The 14951-nt window shown below is 43.0% G+C and carries 8 protein-coding genes; all 8 read left to right on the top strand.

The annotated features are described in order from the left end of the window. The first annotated feature begins 171 nt into the window (after positions 1-171). The 8 genes from D0C16_RS12280 to D0C16_RS12245 all read left to right on the top strand — a co-directional run bounded on the left by D0C16_RS12280 (position 172) and on the right by D0C16_RS12245 (position 14811). Positions 172-630 (top strand): hypothetical protein, encoded by a 459-nt coding sequence (locus D0C16_RS12280; RefSeq protein WP_151032644.1) that lies wholly within the window; start codon positions 172-174, stop codon positions 628-630. Between the two features lie 142 nt (positions 631-772). Further along, positions 773-2041 carry an ATP/GTP-binding protein gene (locus tag D0C16_RS12275; protein WP_151032643.1) on the top strand — a complete coding sequence of 423 codons (1269 nt, stop codon included), beginning with the start codon at positions 773-775 and terminating at the stop codon, positions 2039-2041. Then, positions 2041-2715 (top strand): RloB family protein, encoded by a 675-nt coding sequence (locus tag D0C16_RS12270; RefSeq protein WP_151032642.1) that lies wholly within the window; start codon positions 2041-2043, stop codon positions 2713-2715. The genes D0C16_RS12275 and D0C16_RS12270 overlap by 1 nt, the downstream gene beginning before the upstream one ends. 9 nt (positions 2716-2724) lie before the next feature. After that, positions 2725-9075: a DEAD/DEAH box helicase gene (locus D0C16_RS12265; protein ID WP_151032641.1), complete on the top strand. Its 6351-nt coding sequence runs from the start codon at positions 2725-2727 to the stop codon at positions 9073-9075. A 9-nt stretch (positions 9076-9084) separates the two neighbouring features. Next, on the top strand, positions 9085-11136 hold the full coding sequence (locus tag D0C16_RS12260; protein WP_151032640.1) for a UvrD-helicase domain-containing protein: 2052 nt from the start codon (positions 9085-9087) through the stop codon (positions 11134-11136). 54 nt (positions 11137-11190) lie between these two features. Then, the gene (locus tag D0C16_RS12255; protein ID WP_151032639.1) at positions 11191-12336 is read left to right on the top strand and encodes an adenylate cyclase; all 1146 of its coding nucleotides are present in this window, start codon (positions 11191-11193) and stop codon (positions 12334-12336) included. After that, on the top strand, positions 12320-12784 hold the full coding sequence (locus D0C16_RS12250; protein ID WP_151032638.1) for a three component ABC system middle component: 465 nt from the start codon (positions 12320-12322) through the stop codon (positions 12782-12784). The genes D0C16_RS12255 and D0C16_RS12250 overlap by 17 nt, the downstream gene beginning before the upstream one ends. Then, on the top strand, positions 12781-14811 hold the full coding sequence (locus D0C16_RS12245; protein ID WP_151032637.1) for a DUF3732 domain-containing protein: 2031 nt from the start codon (positions 12781-12783) through the stop codon (positions 14809-14811). The genes D0C16_RS12250 and D0C16_RS12245 overlap by 4 nt, the downstream gene beginning before the upstream one ends. Positions 14812-14951: the final 140 nt, after the last annotated feature.

Here is a 14951-nt window from a genome sequence, read left to right as displayed (position 1 = left end):
CACAATTTATGGCCTCTCTGTTTCTAAGCCGTTTAAAAGTGGATGACCGAAAAATCCTTCTAGGAACGCTGCATTAAGCGCAGTCCAGCAATTGTTTTATTTGTGAACAGCCAATTGATTTGGTTTTACATGCCGACACCATCGATATTGATCATGTGATTGACTAAAGCAATGAATGGCAAAGATGATGAAAATAACATTGCTACTACACATTCAGGTTGTAACCGTTCAGAACAAGCCGCCTACCTTGAGGTGGCTAAAATTCTTAATCGTTTTGCTCGGCCAAAAGTGCAATTGCAGGGCGACCGTATGAGTAAAGAGAGTGTCATATACAGTTGGCTGCAATATGTTGCCCAGATAGCGCGTCAACATTTCATTATGCTGGGCAAGCCAGACCCCGGCGCAAGGTTGTTTCAGCATCCCTTTCCTGATCAGGTTTGGGTAAACATAGAGACTTTCCTAAAGAACCTTGCGGATTTGCCTCTGTGGGTGAGTACTGAACTTTCTGATACGGCTTTCGGTGGAAAGCAGAACAGCAGCTTCTGGAAGACAATCTTTGAAACTGGTCGTACTCCACAGGGGATGCAGGTCTTAGCTAAGCCATTGAATTTAATAGACATGATTAAATAATGGCCTCCATAGTGTTGACGAACACAAGGAAAACCAAGCGAATATAGAAGGCAGATATTTGTTTATGTTGTGTCAAATAAATTGAATATTTGCTTTTTGTGTGCAATATTTGCTTTTATTTCAATAATGATAGGCAAATAAAATGCTGGTTGAGTTTCGTGTCAAAAACTTCCGCAGCCTGCGGGACGAACAGGTCCTGAGCCTTGTGGCCGCCAAAGATAAAACCTTGGAAGCCACCCATACCATCGCTACAGGCATAGGCGCAGCGCCGGTGTTGTTGCGCAGCGCCGCTGTGTATGGCGCTAATGCCAGTGGCAAATCCAATCTCATCAAAGCACTGCAATACATGCGGGGTGTGGTGGTTGAATCCGCAACGGCTATCCAACCCGGTCAAACCTTTGCTGTGCAACCTTTCAGGCTGGATGCAAGTTCAGCAAGCCTACCCAGTGAATTTGAAGTCACCTTTTTGTTGAACGGCATCCGTTATCAATACGGCTTTGCCATGACTTCCCAGCGCATCGTCAAAGAATATTTATTGGTTTACAAAGCCTTTAAACCCCAACGTTGGTTTGATCGCCAATTCGACACTAATGCGGGTGTTGACGTGTATGACTTTGGGCCCGGCCTTAAAGGCGCAAAAGCGGTGTGGGAAGGTGCGACCCGACCCAATTCGCTGTTTTTGTCCATGGCAGTGCAATTAAATAGCGAGGCTTTACGCCCTGTGTTTGATTGGTTTTTAAATCACTTGGTGATTTTTAATGAGAATGCCCAGCTCAACCCACAAATTTCCATTCAAATGCTGAAGCAAAACGATGGGCGCAAAGAAATCTGTGATTTTTTATCGGCTGCTGATATCAGTATTGCCAACATTGAGGTAGAAACCCGCAAGGTAGCCGGGCAGCGAGTTCACTTCGATTTGGTCGCTGGGAAAACTGAAGTGCGGGCGGAAGAAGTGGAAGAACACCAATTGCGTTTTCACCATGTCACTGAACAAGGTAAAGCCGTATTTGATTTAATGGATGAATCCAACGGCACGCGCAACTTACTGTTTCTTGCGGGGCCCGTGCTGGATATTCTCAATAAAGGGTTAACCTTGGTCATTGATGAGCTGGACACTAGCTTGCACACTTTGTTAGTGCGTGAGCTGGTTAGGTTGTTTCATCGCCCGGACATTAATCAAAAAGGTGCGCAATTAATTTTTACGACTCACGACACTTCCTTGCTGGATGCACCGGATTTATTTCGCCGTGATCAAATTTGGTTTGTTGAAAAAAATGCTGATCAATCGTCTTCGTTAATAGGCCTATCTGAATTTAGCCCTCGCAAGAATGAAGCATTAGAACGGGGTTATCTTATGGGGCGCTATGGCGGCGTCCCATTTCTTGATACTAACGCGGGATTGAAACACTGATGGCGCGCGATAATTCTCCTAAAGAGCGCCAGAAAAAACAGCTTGAGCGTAAGCAAGGACGACGCGCAAGCTATGATCGCATTCTGATTATTTCAGAGGGCAGTAAAACCGAGCCAAACTACTTTCGTGAGATTCGTGCCGCCTACCGCCTACATACCGCTAATGTAGAAGTTCGCCCGAGCGAATTAGGCACAGCCCCTATTCAAGTCGTGCAGTATGCACACCACTTATTCGTTAATGGTGACAGCCATAAAAATATTCAACCGCGTGCATTTGAAAAAGTGTTTGCCGTGTTTGATCGCGATAGTCATGAGAGTTATCACCAAGCTTTAGCCTTGGCGGAATCATTGAATGGCAAGCTCAAGAATGACGCGAAGCAACTTATCACCTTTCAGGCAATAGCATCGGTGCCCAGTTTTGAGTTGTGGCTATTGCTGCACTTTGAAGATGTACTAGCTCCGTTGCATAGGGATGAGGTTTTCCGTCGGCTGAGGCAATACATTCCAAACTATGAAAAAGGTGCAAATAACACCTTTGCGAATACCAGCCAAGATATTGCTACCGCTACAGAAAGAGCCGAACGACTTGCTGAGCGATTCGGTGCGCGCACAGATCCAGAGCCATTTACTGCGATTGTGGAGTTGGTGCAATTATTAACAAAACTCCGACGTTAAGGATACTTCATGCTGCCCTCATTACTCATCCGTGATATTCAACAAGGGATAAAGCAATTTTTACTCACGGGTTTTGAGCCTTCCGATTCATTTTTTAGCGGTGTGATGCAACGCTTTGTGGATGAAGAATCCGCCTGGATGAAAGGCCCTTATTTACAACTGGGTTTACCGTTTCGATTGGGTGAAAGTGGCAAAACATTTTTTACAGGTTTTACTACCGAAAACCCTGCTTATATTCATCAGGAAGCCGCTTGGAACAGACTAACCAGCAATAAACTTGCAGCTAATACGCTTGTGGCTACGGGTACTGGTAGTGGTAAAACAGAATGCTTTTTGTATCCACTATTAGACCATGTGCTACGTGCGAACAATGCGGGTGAAAAGGGAATAAAAGCGCTAGTGATTTACCCTATGAACGCGTTGGCAAGTGATCAGGCGCGGCGCTTCGCGGAAGTTATCAGCAAGACACCCGCATTTGCGGGTATGCGTGTGGGGCTGTTTGTGGGTGGGCAAAAGTCTGCTACTGGCGATGGCATGATGATGACCCAGCATGAAGTGATTTATGATCAAGATGTATTGCGCAACAACCCGCCGGATATTTTGCTCACAAACTACAAAATGTTGGATTACTTATTAATCCGACCAAAAGATCGCAAACTGTGGATGCACAATAACTCGGAAACATTGCGTTATTTAGTCGTAGATGAATTGCACACGTTTGACGGTGCCCAGGGTACGGATTTGGCGATGTTGATTCGTCGCCTGCGAGCAAGGTTAAAGATACCTAACAATCACTTGATTTGTGCTGGCACATCAGCAACCTTGGGCGGCGCAGAGGGTATGGCTCCGCTCTGTGATTATGCAGGTCAAATCTTTGGTGAAGAATTTACCTTGGAATCGGTCGTCACTGAAAATCGCAAATCAGTGGCAGAATTTTTAGCCGATGCGCCGATAGAATATTTTATTAACTGGCATGAGGGTTTGGTACAACAACTGGATCACACCCAATATGCGAGTCAACAAGAAGCTGTTAAAGCCTGGTTTGAATTGTTTTTCCCCGAGCTGCCTGCACCAGACGACGTAAATGATCCTGAATGGCGTAAGCAATTGGGAAATCTCTTAAAACATCATGTTCTCTTTTCCAATCTACTTAAAAAGGCCAAAGGTGATGTGATTTCACTGGCCGAGCTGCACACAGACCTTAAAGGGCTAAGTGAAGCTGCGCGAAAACATATTGATCGCTTATTGGATGCGCTTTTAGTGTTGGTCGCATGGGCACGCAATCCTGAGGCAGAAAAATTACCCTTACTAAATCTGCGCACGCAAATCTGGATACGTGAATTACGCCGAATGGTTACGAATGTTTCGCCTATCGCGAGTGAAGTGCGTTTGTATTCTGACAAAGACCTACCCGGCAATCGTTCAGCATTATTTTTGCCCCTGATTCAATGCACCAACTGTCACAGTTCTGCTTGGTTGTCGCGGATGCCAGGAACTGCCACAAAGATATCCAACAATTTGGAAGAAATTTATAACGGTTGGTTTGCTGCCAATCCTGACGTCGTGCGCTTATATCCAGAAAAGGGCTATAGCAAACAACTACCTGTCGAAGGTGCCCAGCAGCTGTTGTGTGCTGATTGTGGTCATTTGCAAGGTCAGGGTGCGGAATGCTCAAGCTGTGGATCTGACCGTTTAATTGGTGTGTTTAGAACCTCTGCCGTCCGATCATCTGAGAGTGGTCAGACCAAGGTCAATTATCACGACGATACCTGCCCTGATTGCGGCAGTCGCAATCGCCTCATCTTGTTAGGTGCTCGCAGTGCAACCTTGGGCGCGCAAGTTGTAGAGCAAACCTGGTCCAGCCCGTTTAATGATGATAAGAAACTCATCGCGTTTTCAGATTCTGTGCAAGATGCTGCGCATCGCGCTGGATTTTTTACGGCGCGTACTTATGCCAATACTACACGTACAGCAATCGCTAAAGTCATTGATCACATCGGGCAAGCTGCAATTCCCTGGAACCGTTTTTTGGAGCAGCTAGAAGTTGCATGGAAAACAGAAGGTTCACCCATCCACATGTCAAGAGAGCGTTTCGTGGCGGAATTCATTGGCCCGAATATGCTCTGGCAAAAAGATTGGGCTGAGGAGTTATTAAAAAAAGAGACGCTACCAGCCAATAGCAAATTACCATTTCGTGTTCAAAAACGTCTGGCATGGCAGGCGGTGTCTGAATTCACCTATTTAAGCCAACGAGGCCGAAATTTAGATCGCATCGGTAAAGCAACACTTGCTCCCGATGTAAAACATTTAAAAATTGCAGTCACCAAGCTGATTCCGCAATTGCAAAATAAATTAGGTTTACAGCATCTGAGTGAGACAGTTGTGTTTCATTGGCTATGGGGATTCTTAACACAATTACGCAGGCGCGGTGCGGTTTTCTATTTGGAGATGCAAGCGTACTTAGACGATGCAAAAATAAGCAGCTTTACGTTTGCTAAAAGTCGAAGTGAATGGTTACCACCACTTGGAGACAAAACCCCGCATCCAGTATTCCTTACCCTAGGGAATCACCGCGAATTTGATAAGTTAACTGGCTCGTTAAGAAAAACGTGGTACCAAAATTGGTTCGATGCATGTATTGGTGATGATGTAATATTGGTGCAAATAGGTATAGCCGAAGCGGCTTACATTGAAGCTATCGAAATTTTAATCGCACAAGAAATTTTACACAGGCATACAAGTGAAAGATTTGGGCCTAGCATTGGATTAAGCCCACAATCAATAAATCTCTATTCACAAACCCAGCTACTGTTTACAGAAGATAAAAAGCGCCGCTTAACAGTCCCCGCAGAGGCGGCTGAATTATTAGTAGGCATGCCATGTTTGGATTCTGTATCCATTCGCTATTCATTGATTGGCGAACCTGATTCATGGCTTCGTGACCGTTTCAGTTCAGGTGATTTACGCCGAGTTATAGCCGCAGAACATACCGGGCTGTTAGAGCGTGACGAGCGTGAGCAGTTGGAATCGCGCTTCAAGCATGAGACAGCACAGCCTTGGTATGAAAATCTTTTATCGGCTACGCCCACATTAGAAATGGGTGTAGACATTGGGAGTTTGTCTTCTGTGTTGTTGTGTTCGGTTCCTCCCAATCAAGCCAGCTTTTTGCAGCGCATTGGGCGTGCCGGGCGTCGTGATGGCAATGCCATGACCACAACACTGGCAGATGGTACCAGCCCGCATGATCTTTATTTTTTTGCAGAACCAGAAGAAATGTTGTCTGGTGATGTGACTCCGCCTGGAATTTTCTTGCAGGCACCGGAAGTGTTGCGTCGGCAGTTAATGGCATTTTGTATGGATGATTGGGTTGCCAGTGGAATTGCTGAATCTGCTTTACCAGATAAGACATCACTCGTGCTTTCCGCTATAGAAAAACACGATGAAAAGCGCTTCCCTTACTTATTAAAAAATTACATGGAGTTGCACGAGGCGAAACTGTTGCCAGGATTTATCGCTTTACTGGGCAACAATATTCCAGAAGCCATCACAACACGTATCACCCAATATTACAAAGGCTCAGAGGACGAAAAAAGTATTGTAGTCCGCTTATTTGAAGTATTTGAAAATTTGCAGAAAGAAAAATCCTTGCAAAAGAAAAGAGCCGATGCGATTAAAGAAAAATTAGGTTCTTTAGTTAAACAACCAAAAGATGAAGCAATCACCGCGGAAATTGAGCAGCTTCAGCGTGAACGCGATAGTGCGTTGGCTATTATTCGCGAAATTGACCAGCGTGAGCTACTGAACACCTTGGCCGATGAAGGCTTAATTCCTAATTATGCTTTCCCAGAGGCTGGCGTGGAATTGAAATCCATCCTATGGCGAAAGAAAGCGTCAGATGAAGTCAGTGAGAATAATTATATTGCACTTCCCGCGTTAAAATACGAACGACCTGCTGCGTCGGCCCTATCTGAATTTGCACCGGAAAATAGGTTTTATGCAAATCAACGACGCGTCGAAATCGATCAAATTAATATGAGTCTTTCCAAGCCAGAAACTTGGCGACTTTGTCCATCCTGCCAGCATATGGAACATTTAGACGAAGTCGGAGATAACCAAGAGATGTGTCCAAAATGCGGCGATCTCATGTGGAAAAATATTACTCAAAAACGACAATTGCTTCGCTTCAAACAAGCTATAGCCAATAGCGATGACACCAAAGTTCGAATTGATGACAGTGCGGAAGAGCGCGAGCCTAAATTTTATGAGCGGCAATTGCTTGCAGAGTTTGATATCCAGCACGTAAAACATGCATGGCGACTGAAATCAGATTCTCTGCCATTTGGATTTGAATTTATCAGCAAAGTCCAGTTTCGCGATATTAACTTTGGCGAATCGGGGGGAAGTGGGGATAAATTTAAAATTGCTGATAAAGAATCAGCCCGTCCCGGATTCAAATTATGCAAGCATTGTGGAAAAGTTCAGAAACCAATACGACGTGATGGACAGTCGAAAGCGCAAGACCACGCCTTCGATTGTATTCATCGCGATTCTGATTCACCCGACAATATTGTGGATTGTCTATTTTTGTATCGCGAGTTTACCTCAGAAGCGTTACGTATATTGGTTCCTTTCTCCAGAACTGGCGTTGATGAGCGAGTTATCCAATCTTTCATGGCCGCACTACAACTCGGTCTAAAGAAACGTTTTGGTGGCAAGGTAGATCATCTGCGAATGATTGCGCAGGACGAGCCGGTAGCAGATGGTGTAGCTCGTCGTCATTACATTATGTTGTATGACTCAGTACCCGGCGGCACTGGTTATCTGGATCAACTCTTGAGCGAAAAAGCTCAAACGCTTACTGATGTGTTGAAGCTTGCATTTGACGCTATACAGTCCTGTCGTTGCAATCTTGCCCCCGAAAAAGACGGATGCTATCGATGCTTGTACCAATATCGATTGGGGCGCGCTATGGAAAAGGTATCCCGTTCTTGTGCTGCAGATTTGTTAAGCGAATTATTGGTCTCAACGGATAAATTAGAGAAAGTTAATAATATTTCCGAGATCTTTATTAACCCTCAATTTGACTCAGTTTTGGAGTCCAGATTCATTGAAAGCCTGAAGCGTTTGTCTGGCAAGAATGGACTCGTCAATGCAAAAATCGAACGCGATATTATCAAGGGCAAATCAGGCTATTCGCTATCTATTGGTCACGAAAAGTATTGGATTGAATTACAAGTCAACCTTGGCAAAGACCAAGGTGTTGCTTATGCATGTAAACCTGACTGTGTTATCTGGCCAATTAAAGCAAAGACTTTACGTCGTCCAATCGCCGTCTTTTGTGATGGCTGGCAATACCACCAAGCAATTTTAAGAGAGGATGCGCGTAAACGATCTGCGCTTGTTATGAGCGAAAATTTTTGGGTATGGTCTGTAACGAGCGACGATATTGATGGTGCTTTGCGGGGTGATATTCAGACTGATTTGGATCTGGTGGGGCGATTCTCGAATAACGACGGGTCCAAAACACCGTCTCCGCTCAAAGCAAATGAACTAAAATTTAAACAAAATTCGATTGCACTTCTACTTGAATTTCTGGCTTCTGATGCTGATTCAACTAACGATGCGCATTTAATCTTTATGCAACGACAGGCAGCCGCTCTGGCTTTTCGAATGTTGAATATAGATCCAACTCTGGTTTCATCATTGCGTGCAGATCAAAAAAACTATTGGGATATGCTGCCTGAATTTATGCAGGTCTATTCTAAAACTGCTGCGCCTGTTATTAGCGCTGTAAATATCCAGCCTTGCGTCAGAATTCAGTGGCCTCAGTCTTTTGCAAAAGCTGATTTTTCTCAAGGTGACAGTTCCGGAGTTGTATTGCTGGATGAAAAATTAGCAGACGCTGATACGTTACGCGAGATATGGCGCTATTGGTTAAGTTTGTACAATCACTTGCAAGTATTGCCTGGTACGTTGATGGTTACTAGGGCTGGTTTAGACGCTGATGATTATTCTTGTTTATCTTCAGGGGTGCGTGGTTCCTCATCACTTAACGAGCTGGCCGGAGCTCAAGAACAAGAATGGAATGCCGTTTTTGATTCCATTATCTCTTCACTGTTACCTGACGTAAGAGCACTTCAAGCTTTGCGTGTAGAGCCGCCCGACGAGGTAGGTTATTCGATTGATGTGAATAATGTGGAATATATTGCTGAGCTTGTATGGGTTAGCCAGAAAGTAGCGGTTTTGGTCGGCGATGAGGTAAAGAGTGTGCAAATATGGGAAGCTGATGGTTGGCGCGTTGTGGTCGCCAAGCCTGATTGGCCTACAGAAATACAAAGCCTTTTGGCAGATCAACATTAAGGAGTTGCTATGAGTTTGCAGCCTAAAGTGGCATTGGCACAGGAATTTTTAGCTAATTTAGCCAAACTTCCCAGTGCGATACAAAACAAAATTTTAAAGTGGGCGATAAAATTTCAAGCAGATCCTAGATCACCTGGCATCAATTACGAAAATATTAACGCCGCCCGCGATTCAAACATGAAGTCTGTGCGGATTGATCAAGACTGGAGGGGCATTGTTTTTAAGCCCGCTAACGGCGATGTCTATGTTCTGCTTTACGTCGCCCACCATGATGAAGCTTATCGCTGGGCAGAAAACAAAAAACTGGCGATCAATCCAATAACCGGTGCAATGCAAATCGTCTTCACCGAGCAAATCGTGGTGAAAGAAACAGTATCAAAAAGCTTTTCAGAACCCACAAGGCCATTCAGTAAATTAACAGATAAAGAATTGCTGAGTCTTGGCGTGCCTGAGGATTGGATAACAAATGTTAGCGAGTTGCCTGATGACACGAGCCTTGATGGAATCCAGCCCTATTTACCAATCGAAGCCTACGAGGGCTTATTTTTATATTTGGCTGGTGATTCTGTAACGCAAATTCTCATGGCACGTGAAACGCGTGTTGATCAAGTCATTGATACTCAAGATTTTAGTAAGGCGTTGGATAGCGCTGAGTCTCAGGCGCGATTTGTTGTGGTGGACGATGAGGCGCTCGAAGCCATTATGAACGCTCCGCTGGCTCAATGGCGTGTCTTTTTGCATCCGACTCAGCGTAAGTTGGCTAATAAAAATTTCAATGGGCCCGCGAGAGTATTAGGTGGAGCAGGTACTGGTAAAACAGTGCTTGCAATGCACCGTGCCAAATGGTTAGCGGAAAATAAAATCCTGGACGATGAGCGAGTCCTCTTCACAACCTTCACGAAAAACTTGGCTTTGGATATAGAGCAGAATCTAAAATCACTTTGCTCATCGGACACCTTAAAAAAAATCGAAGTTACGAATTTGGATGCTTGGGTGCATAATTTTTTACGCGGTCGCAGCTATGGGAATACCATTGTGTATAACCGCAGTGGTGATGCCAAGCTGGCATGGGAGATGGCGCTAGCAGCAAAAGATCAAAGTCTGGATCTGCCAGATTCATTTTATGAGTCAGAATTGGAGCAGGTTGTATTACCGCAGGGGATTTCAACTTTGGACGAATATCGCTTAGCTAAGCGCGTTGGCCGTGGCGGAGTATTGAAACGTGCGGTGCGCGATTCTATATGGCCGGTATTTGAAGAATACCGACACCAACTCTCTATTCGAAAATTAAAAGAAGTTGACGATGCCTACCGTGATGCCGCTACGTTACTGCGTGAAAAACCATTCGGAAAATATTCGGCAATTGTGATTGATGAAACGCAAGACTTTGGCCCGCAGGCTATTCGACTTTTGCGTGCGATGATTAACACTGAAGAAAATTCATTGTTTTTTGTCGGTGATGGACATCAGCGAATCTACAGTAGAAATAAAGCTGCGCTGTCTCAATGTGGTGTGGACATCAGGGGTCGCGCAAGAAAATTGTATATTAATTATCGAACCACGGATGAGATAAGAAAATTAGCACTTTCGATGTTAGAAGGCATAGAGATCGACGATCTCGACGAGGGTATCGATGAAGGCGTTAGATACAAATCTCTTTCTCATGGACCCGCACCAAAGGTTGAAGAGGTTGCCTCATTGGAAGTGGCATTTGCCAAAGCTGTTTCAGCTACCCAAGAGTGGCAAAATATCGATGGTATTGAAAAACGTAGCCTGTGTATTGTTGCACCGACAAAAGTGATACGAGACCAAGCAAGTAACTATTTCAAAACCAAAGGTTTCGCTGTAGATACTGTGGAAGCGACCAAAGCAGATACCACTTCAGTTGATAGTGTATTTTTCTCAACCATGCACAGAGCCAAGGGTTTGGAGTTTGATCGCGTTATCGTGATTTCAAATAAGCTCGTTGAGAGTGATGCGAAACAATCAATAGATCAAAGACGACTGATCTATGTCGCGCTAACGAGAGCCAAACGCGAAGCCTGTCTTATAGTCTGTTAGAAGCCAAATTGACGTGGATTAAAATCTCAAGGTACAAGTATAAAAAGAGGAAATATGAGCGGTGGTCACCCAAAAAACGCAGCATTAGCGACAGCACTGGCCTTTCACTACCAAGTTTTAATTGGCATGAATCAATCTTTTTTACTCCAAGATGGCCAATCAATTTGGTTTGAAAAAGATGGCGATATCAGTATAACAGGACAAGACCTATCTCAAGCAAAACAGACAGAAGTAAAAAAGTATGCAGGGACGTTAACTGATAATCATATCAATTTATGGAATACACTTAAAAATTGGCTTGCTTCTGAGTTTCAACATGAAGGCTATGGCGCATTAGTGCTGTACTCAACACAATCTTTTGGCTCAACGACAAAGCTTAAAGATTGGAATGTTCAATCTACGGACCAAAGATTACAAACTCTACAAGAAATTTACGCGGAACGTAAACCTGAAGAGATTAATGCCAAAGAGCCATCGGAAATAGTAAAACTACAAAAGGCCGTAATGGACTCGGATATTAGTCGTCTAAAATGTATTCTTGCAAAAGTCATTCTTCACCTAGAAGCAGATAACGAGGGTGAACTACGAAAAAAATTCTTCCTATCACTTGATGGATCTATTCCTAAATCAAATCAGCAAGCTTATGCGGAGGCTTTAATAGGATTCATTTACGAGAAAGCTACTCCAAATAGTTGGGTAATTACCAAAATGGAGTTTGACCAAAAACGCGAAGCCTTAACCGCTCAGTTTCGTCCACGGCTATTTACCATTCCCTCCTTCGAGCTAAGGGACGCGACCCAAGAAGAACTGGACACGCATAGCGACGCATTATTCGTCCAAAAAATTCATGCCATTCAATATGCAGATGCTTTGCCTGAAGCCGTTGGCAACTGGCTTGAGCTACATAACTCCCTTCGCGAGGAGCTACATGGCTACCCTCAGTTTCGAAATACAGCTGCGCGTTATCAAGATCAATTAACGAGAAATTTCAAAAGAAAGTACGCCACAATTAGCCGTAAAACTGGAGACGTTATTAGCAGATCTAAGGATCTCTATGACGAAGTAATAAATGAGCAGCCTTTTGGCATAGAGGGTTATGAGAATCCTGATTACGTATTTAAAAATGGCTTAATTCATGACGCGATGGATAGTGAAGGTAAAAATTTACAATGGAGAGTGAATAATGACGAGCTTAGTTGATGCCATTTACCAAACGGAATATAACCCCTTCAAATATGGTGAATTTCTAGCATCATTTTATTTAAATTTACAAGGCGTTGAAAGAAACCTACTGCTTTCGCAGCTGGTTATCCCATTGTGTAGCCATCCTGTATATAAAGAAAAAATTGAAAGAGCGGTTTTCAAAAATAATGGAGGTAGTACGATATGGACGATATTTTCAGATAAAATTCCGCTTTATGACTTACAGGAAAGAATAGATAGCTTTAAGCAATTAACCGATCAAAGTTTACAGTATTGCTTAATTAACGATTGGATAATTATCAACTCCGACTCATTAGCCATTTCTGTCGAAAATCCAGATGAAATTAAATTTGTTGAACAGAAAAGCGCGAAAAATTTAGGAAAAATATTTAGTAATTTATCTGTAATTGAAGTATATGCGCTGTTAGGAGTGACGCCGCGATGAAAACATTTATTTATGAGCTAGGTGTAATTGACAAATCAGGGGGCGTCCATCCTGTTAGATTTCAGCAAGGACTGAATGTCGTTACAGGAAAATCGTCGACGGGCAAAAGTGCATTGATAGAAATTTTCGACTATTGCTTCGGTAGTAGTGAATACACTGTGCCTGTTGGTGTAATAACAGAAAGTGCTGCTCTTTATTATGTCTATATTAATGTGGATGGTAAGGATATTGTTATTGGACGATTACCAGACAATGGAAAGGCATTTTTTCGCAGAGAAGAGAGCTATGATCCAGCAAAAATCAACCTTGAATATTTTGTTGCAACGCATTTCAGACCACTTGATGACTTCAAAAAAATAGTCAGAGACTTGTTTTTAGACATAGATGATGTGGATGAGTCGCTGGCTGCAAAAGAGTATCGTAAGAACAATGCAAAATCACCAACTCCATCAATTCGTAGTTTTGCTTCATTCATGCTTCAGCATCAAAATTTGGTAGCAAATAAACATGCGCTTTTTTACCGTTTCGATGAAAAAGCAAAGCGAGACCAAGCAATCGATCACAGCAAAATTTTTCTTGGACTGGTCGATCAGAAGTTCTTTCATTTGTCGCAAGAAAAAGAACAGTTATTAATAGAGCTGGGAAGAGTGAAAAGAGAAAAAGAAGCCAATTCGAAGCTCGCAGAAAGTCAAAAACAAAAAATTGAACCGCTTCTTCTACAGTTGTATTCAGCTATGGGTTTTGAAAACCCTCCCGTGTCATTGTCGGAAATTTTACGCCATCCTCAAGATGCCAAGGATAGATTGAATAATATTATAAAGCCGGAAAATATTGAGCCACTTTCCAGCGCATCCGTACAGCGCCATATTGCCCTACAACAGGAGCTTGCAGCAAAAACACACCAGTTGCGAAAATTACAGCGACAAGGTGCATCTATTCAGCGCAATATTAGTGAAGAAGAACGCTTTGTAGCGAATGGAGTCGGCTTTGAACAGAACAGAACGATCAGTGTAGGCAAGTCTGTTTGCCCTTTCTGTCACACAGAGCATGAAGAGTTACAGGAAAATGCCCGTCAGCTTCAAGATGCAATCATTAAGCTTTCATCTAACTTAAAACAAGCAAAGCCAATAAGAGCTAAGTTTGACTCTGAGCTGGTAAAATTAAAGCATGAAACAACAGAACTATCACAGGATATTTTAAAAATAAAATCTCAAATAGTTGATCTTGAAAAAGCTGAAAAACAATTGGCTGAAAAGAAAAATCTTTATGAATTGATTTTACAAGTAAAAGCAAAACTGGAAGTATTAATTGATTCGATCAACTTTGCTAGTGACACAGAGGTCAATCTTCGGCATGAAAAAATAACTTCCGAATTGAGGAAAATCGAACAACGGCTTATGTCCTACAACTATAAGGATGGTTTGCTTAAGGCGGATGAAATAGTAAATGGCTATATGCAAGAAATTGGGAAAAATTTTGAATTTGAGGCCAGCTACAAGCCCGTCAATTTACATTTTTCTTTTGAAACCTTTGATTTGTACCATTTAAATCCTAAGGGAGAAAAAATATTCCTGAGATCTATGGGGAGTGGCGCTAATTGGTTATATTGCCATGTGACTTTATTTTTGGCATTACACAAATATTTTGCCTCTTTGGGAGAGCGTTGTGCAATTCCTTCGATCTTGTTTCTGGATCAGCCCACACAAGTTTATTTTCCAAGCTTTAAAATGGATACGTCCGATAAATTCGACAAGCGATTGATTAATCAGCTTGAGCATAGAGATAACGACAGCCAGAAAACGGATGACGATATTAATGCTGTAGAAAACCTATTTAGCCAACTCTCGGTCTATTGCGAAGAGTCAATTAGGGAGCATGGCTTTTCTCCCCAAATTATCGTAACAGATCATGCTGACAATCTTAAATTGGCAAATGGAGTTGAGTTTGACTCACTTGTCAATGGTAATAGATGGCGTTCTCGTGGATTGATTGAGCCGGTTCCAGAATTTGGTAAGGATAATTTTTAATTGGTCAAAGCGGATAGTCATCTGCTTAGGCACTAAACTAAAGACTTAGCGCTGATTGTTATGCATGTGGTCAAGTGGTGTGCCCAGAATATGAATTTTAGGTTACGCGAGCGCACAATCTTTGTGCATATAAATGCCTT

This window comes from Cellvibrio sp. KY-GH-1 (genome assembly GCF_008806975.1).
In the GTDB taxonomy this organism is placed as follows: domain Bacteria; phylum Pseudomonadota; class Gammaproteobacteria; order Pseudomonadales; family Cellvibrionaceae; genus Cellvibrio.
This window is presented reverse-complemented; position numbering and strand designations above follow the sequence as displayed.

What these genes read in the sequence shown, in the direction of transcription:
- D0C16_RS12260 (WP_151032640.1), top strand. Translation starts at nt 9,085, where the DNA reads ATGAGTTTGCAGCCTAAAGTGGCATTGGCACAGGAATTTTTAGCTAAT.
- D0C16_RS12270 (WP_151032642.1), top strand. Translation starts at nt 2,041, where the DNA reads ATGGCGCGCGATAATTCTCCTAAAGAGCGCCAGAAAAAACAGCTTGAG.
- D0C16_RS12275 (WP_151032643.1), top strand. Translation starts at nt 773, where the DNA reads ATGCTGGTTGAGTTTCGTGTCAAAAACTTCCGCAGCCTGCGGGACGAA.
- D0C16_RS12280 (WP_151032644.1), top strand. Translation starts at nt 172, where the DNA reads ATGAATGGCAAAGATGATGAAAATAACATTGCTACTACACATTCAGGT.
- D0C16_RS12250 (WP_151032638.1), top strand. Translation starts at nt 12,320, where the DNA reads ATGACGAGCTTAGTTGATGCCATTTACCAAACGGAATATAACCCCTTC.
- D0C16_RS12265 (WP_151032641.1), top strand. Translation starts at nt 2,725, where the DNA reads ATGCTGCCCTCATTACTCATCCGTGATATTCAACAAGGGATAAAGCAA.
- D0C16_RS12245 (WP_151032637.1), top strand. Translation starts at nt 12,781, where the DNA reads ATGAAAACATTTATTTATGAGCTAGGTGTAATTGACAAATCAGGGGGC.
- D0C16_RS12255 (WP_151032639.1), top strand. Translation starts at nt 11,191, where the DNA reads ATGAGCGGTGGTCACCCAAAAAACGCAGCATTAGCGACAGCACTGGCC.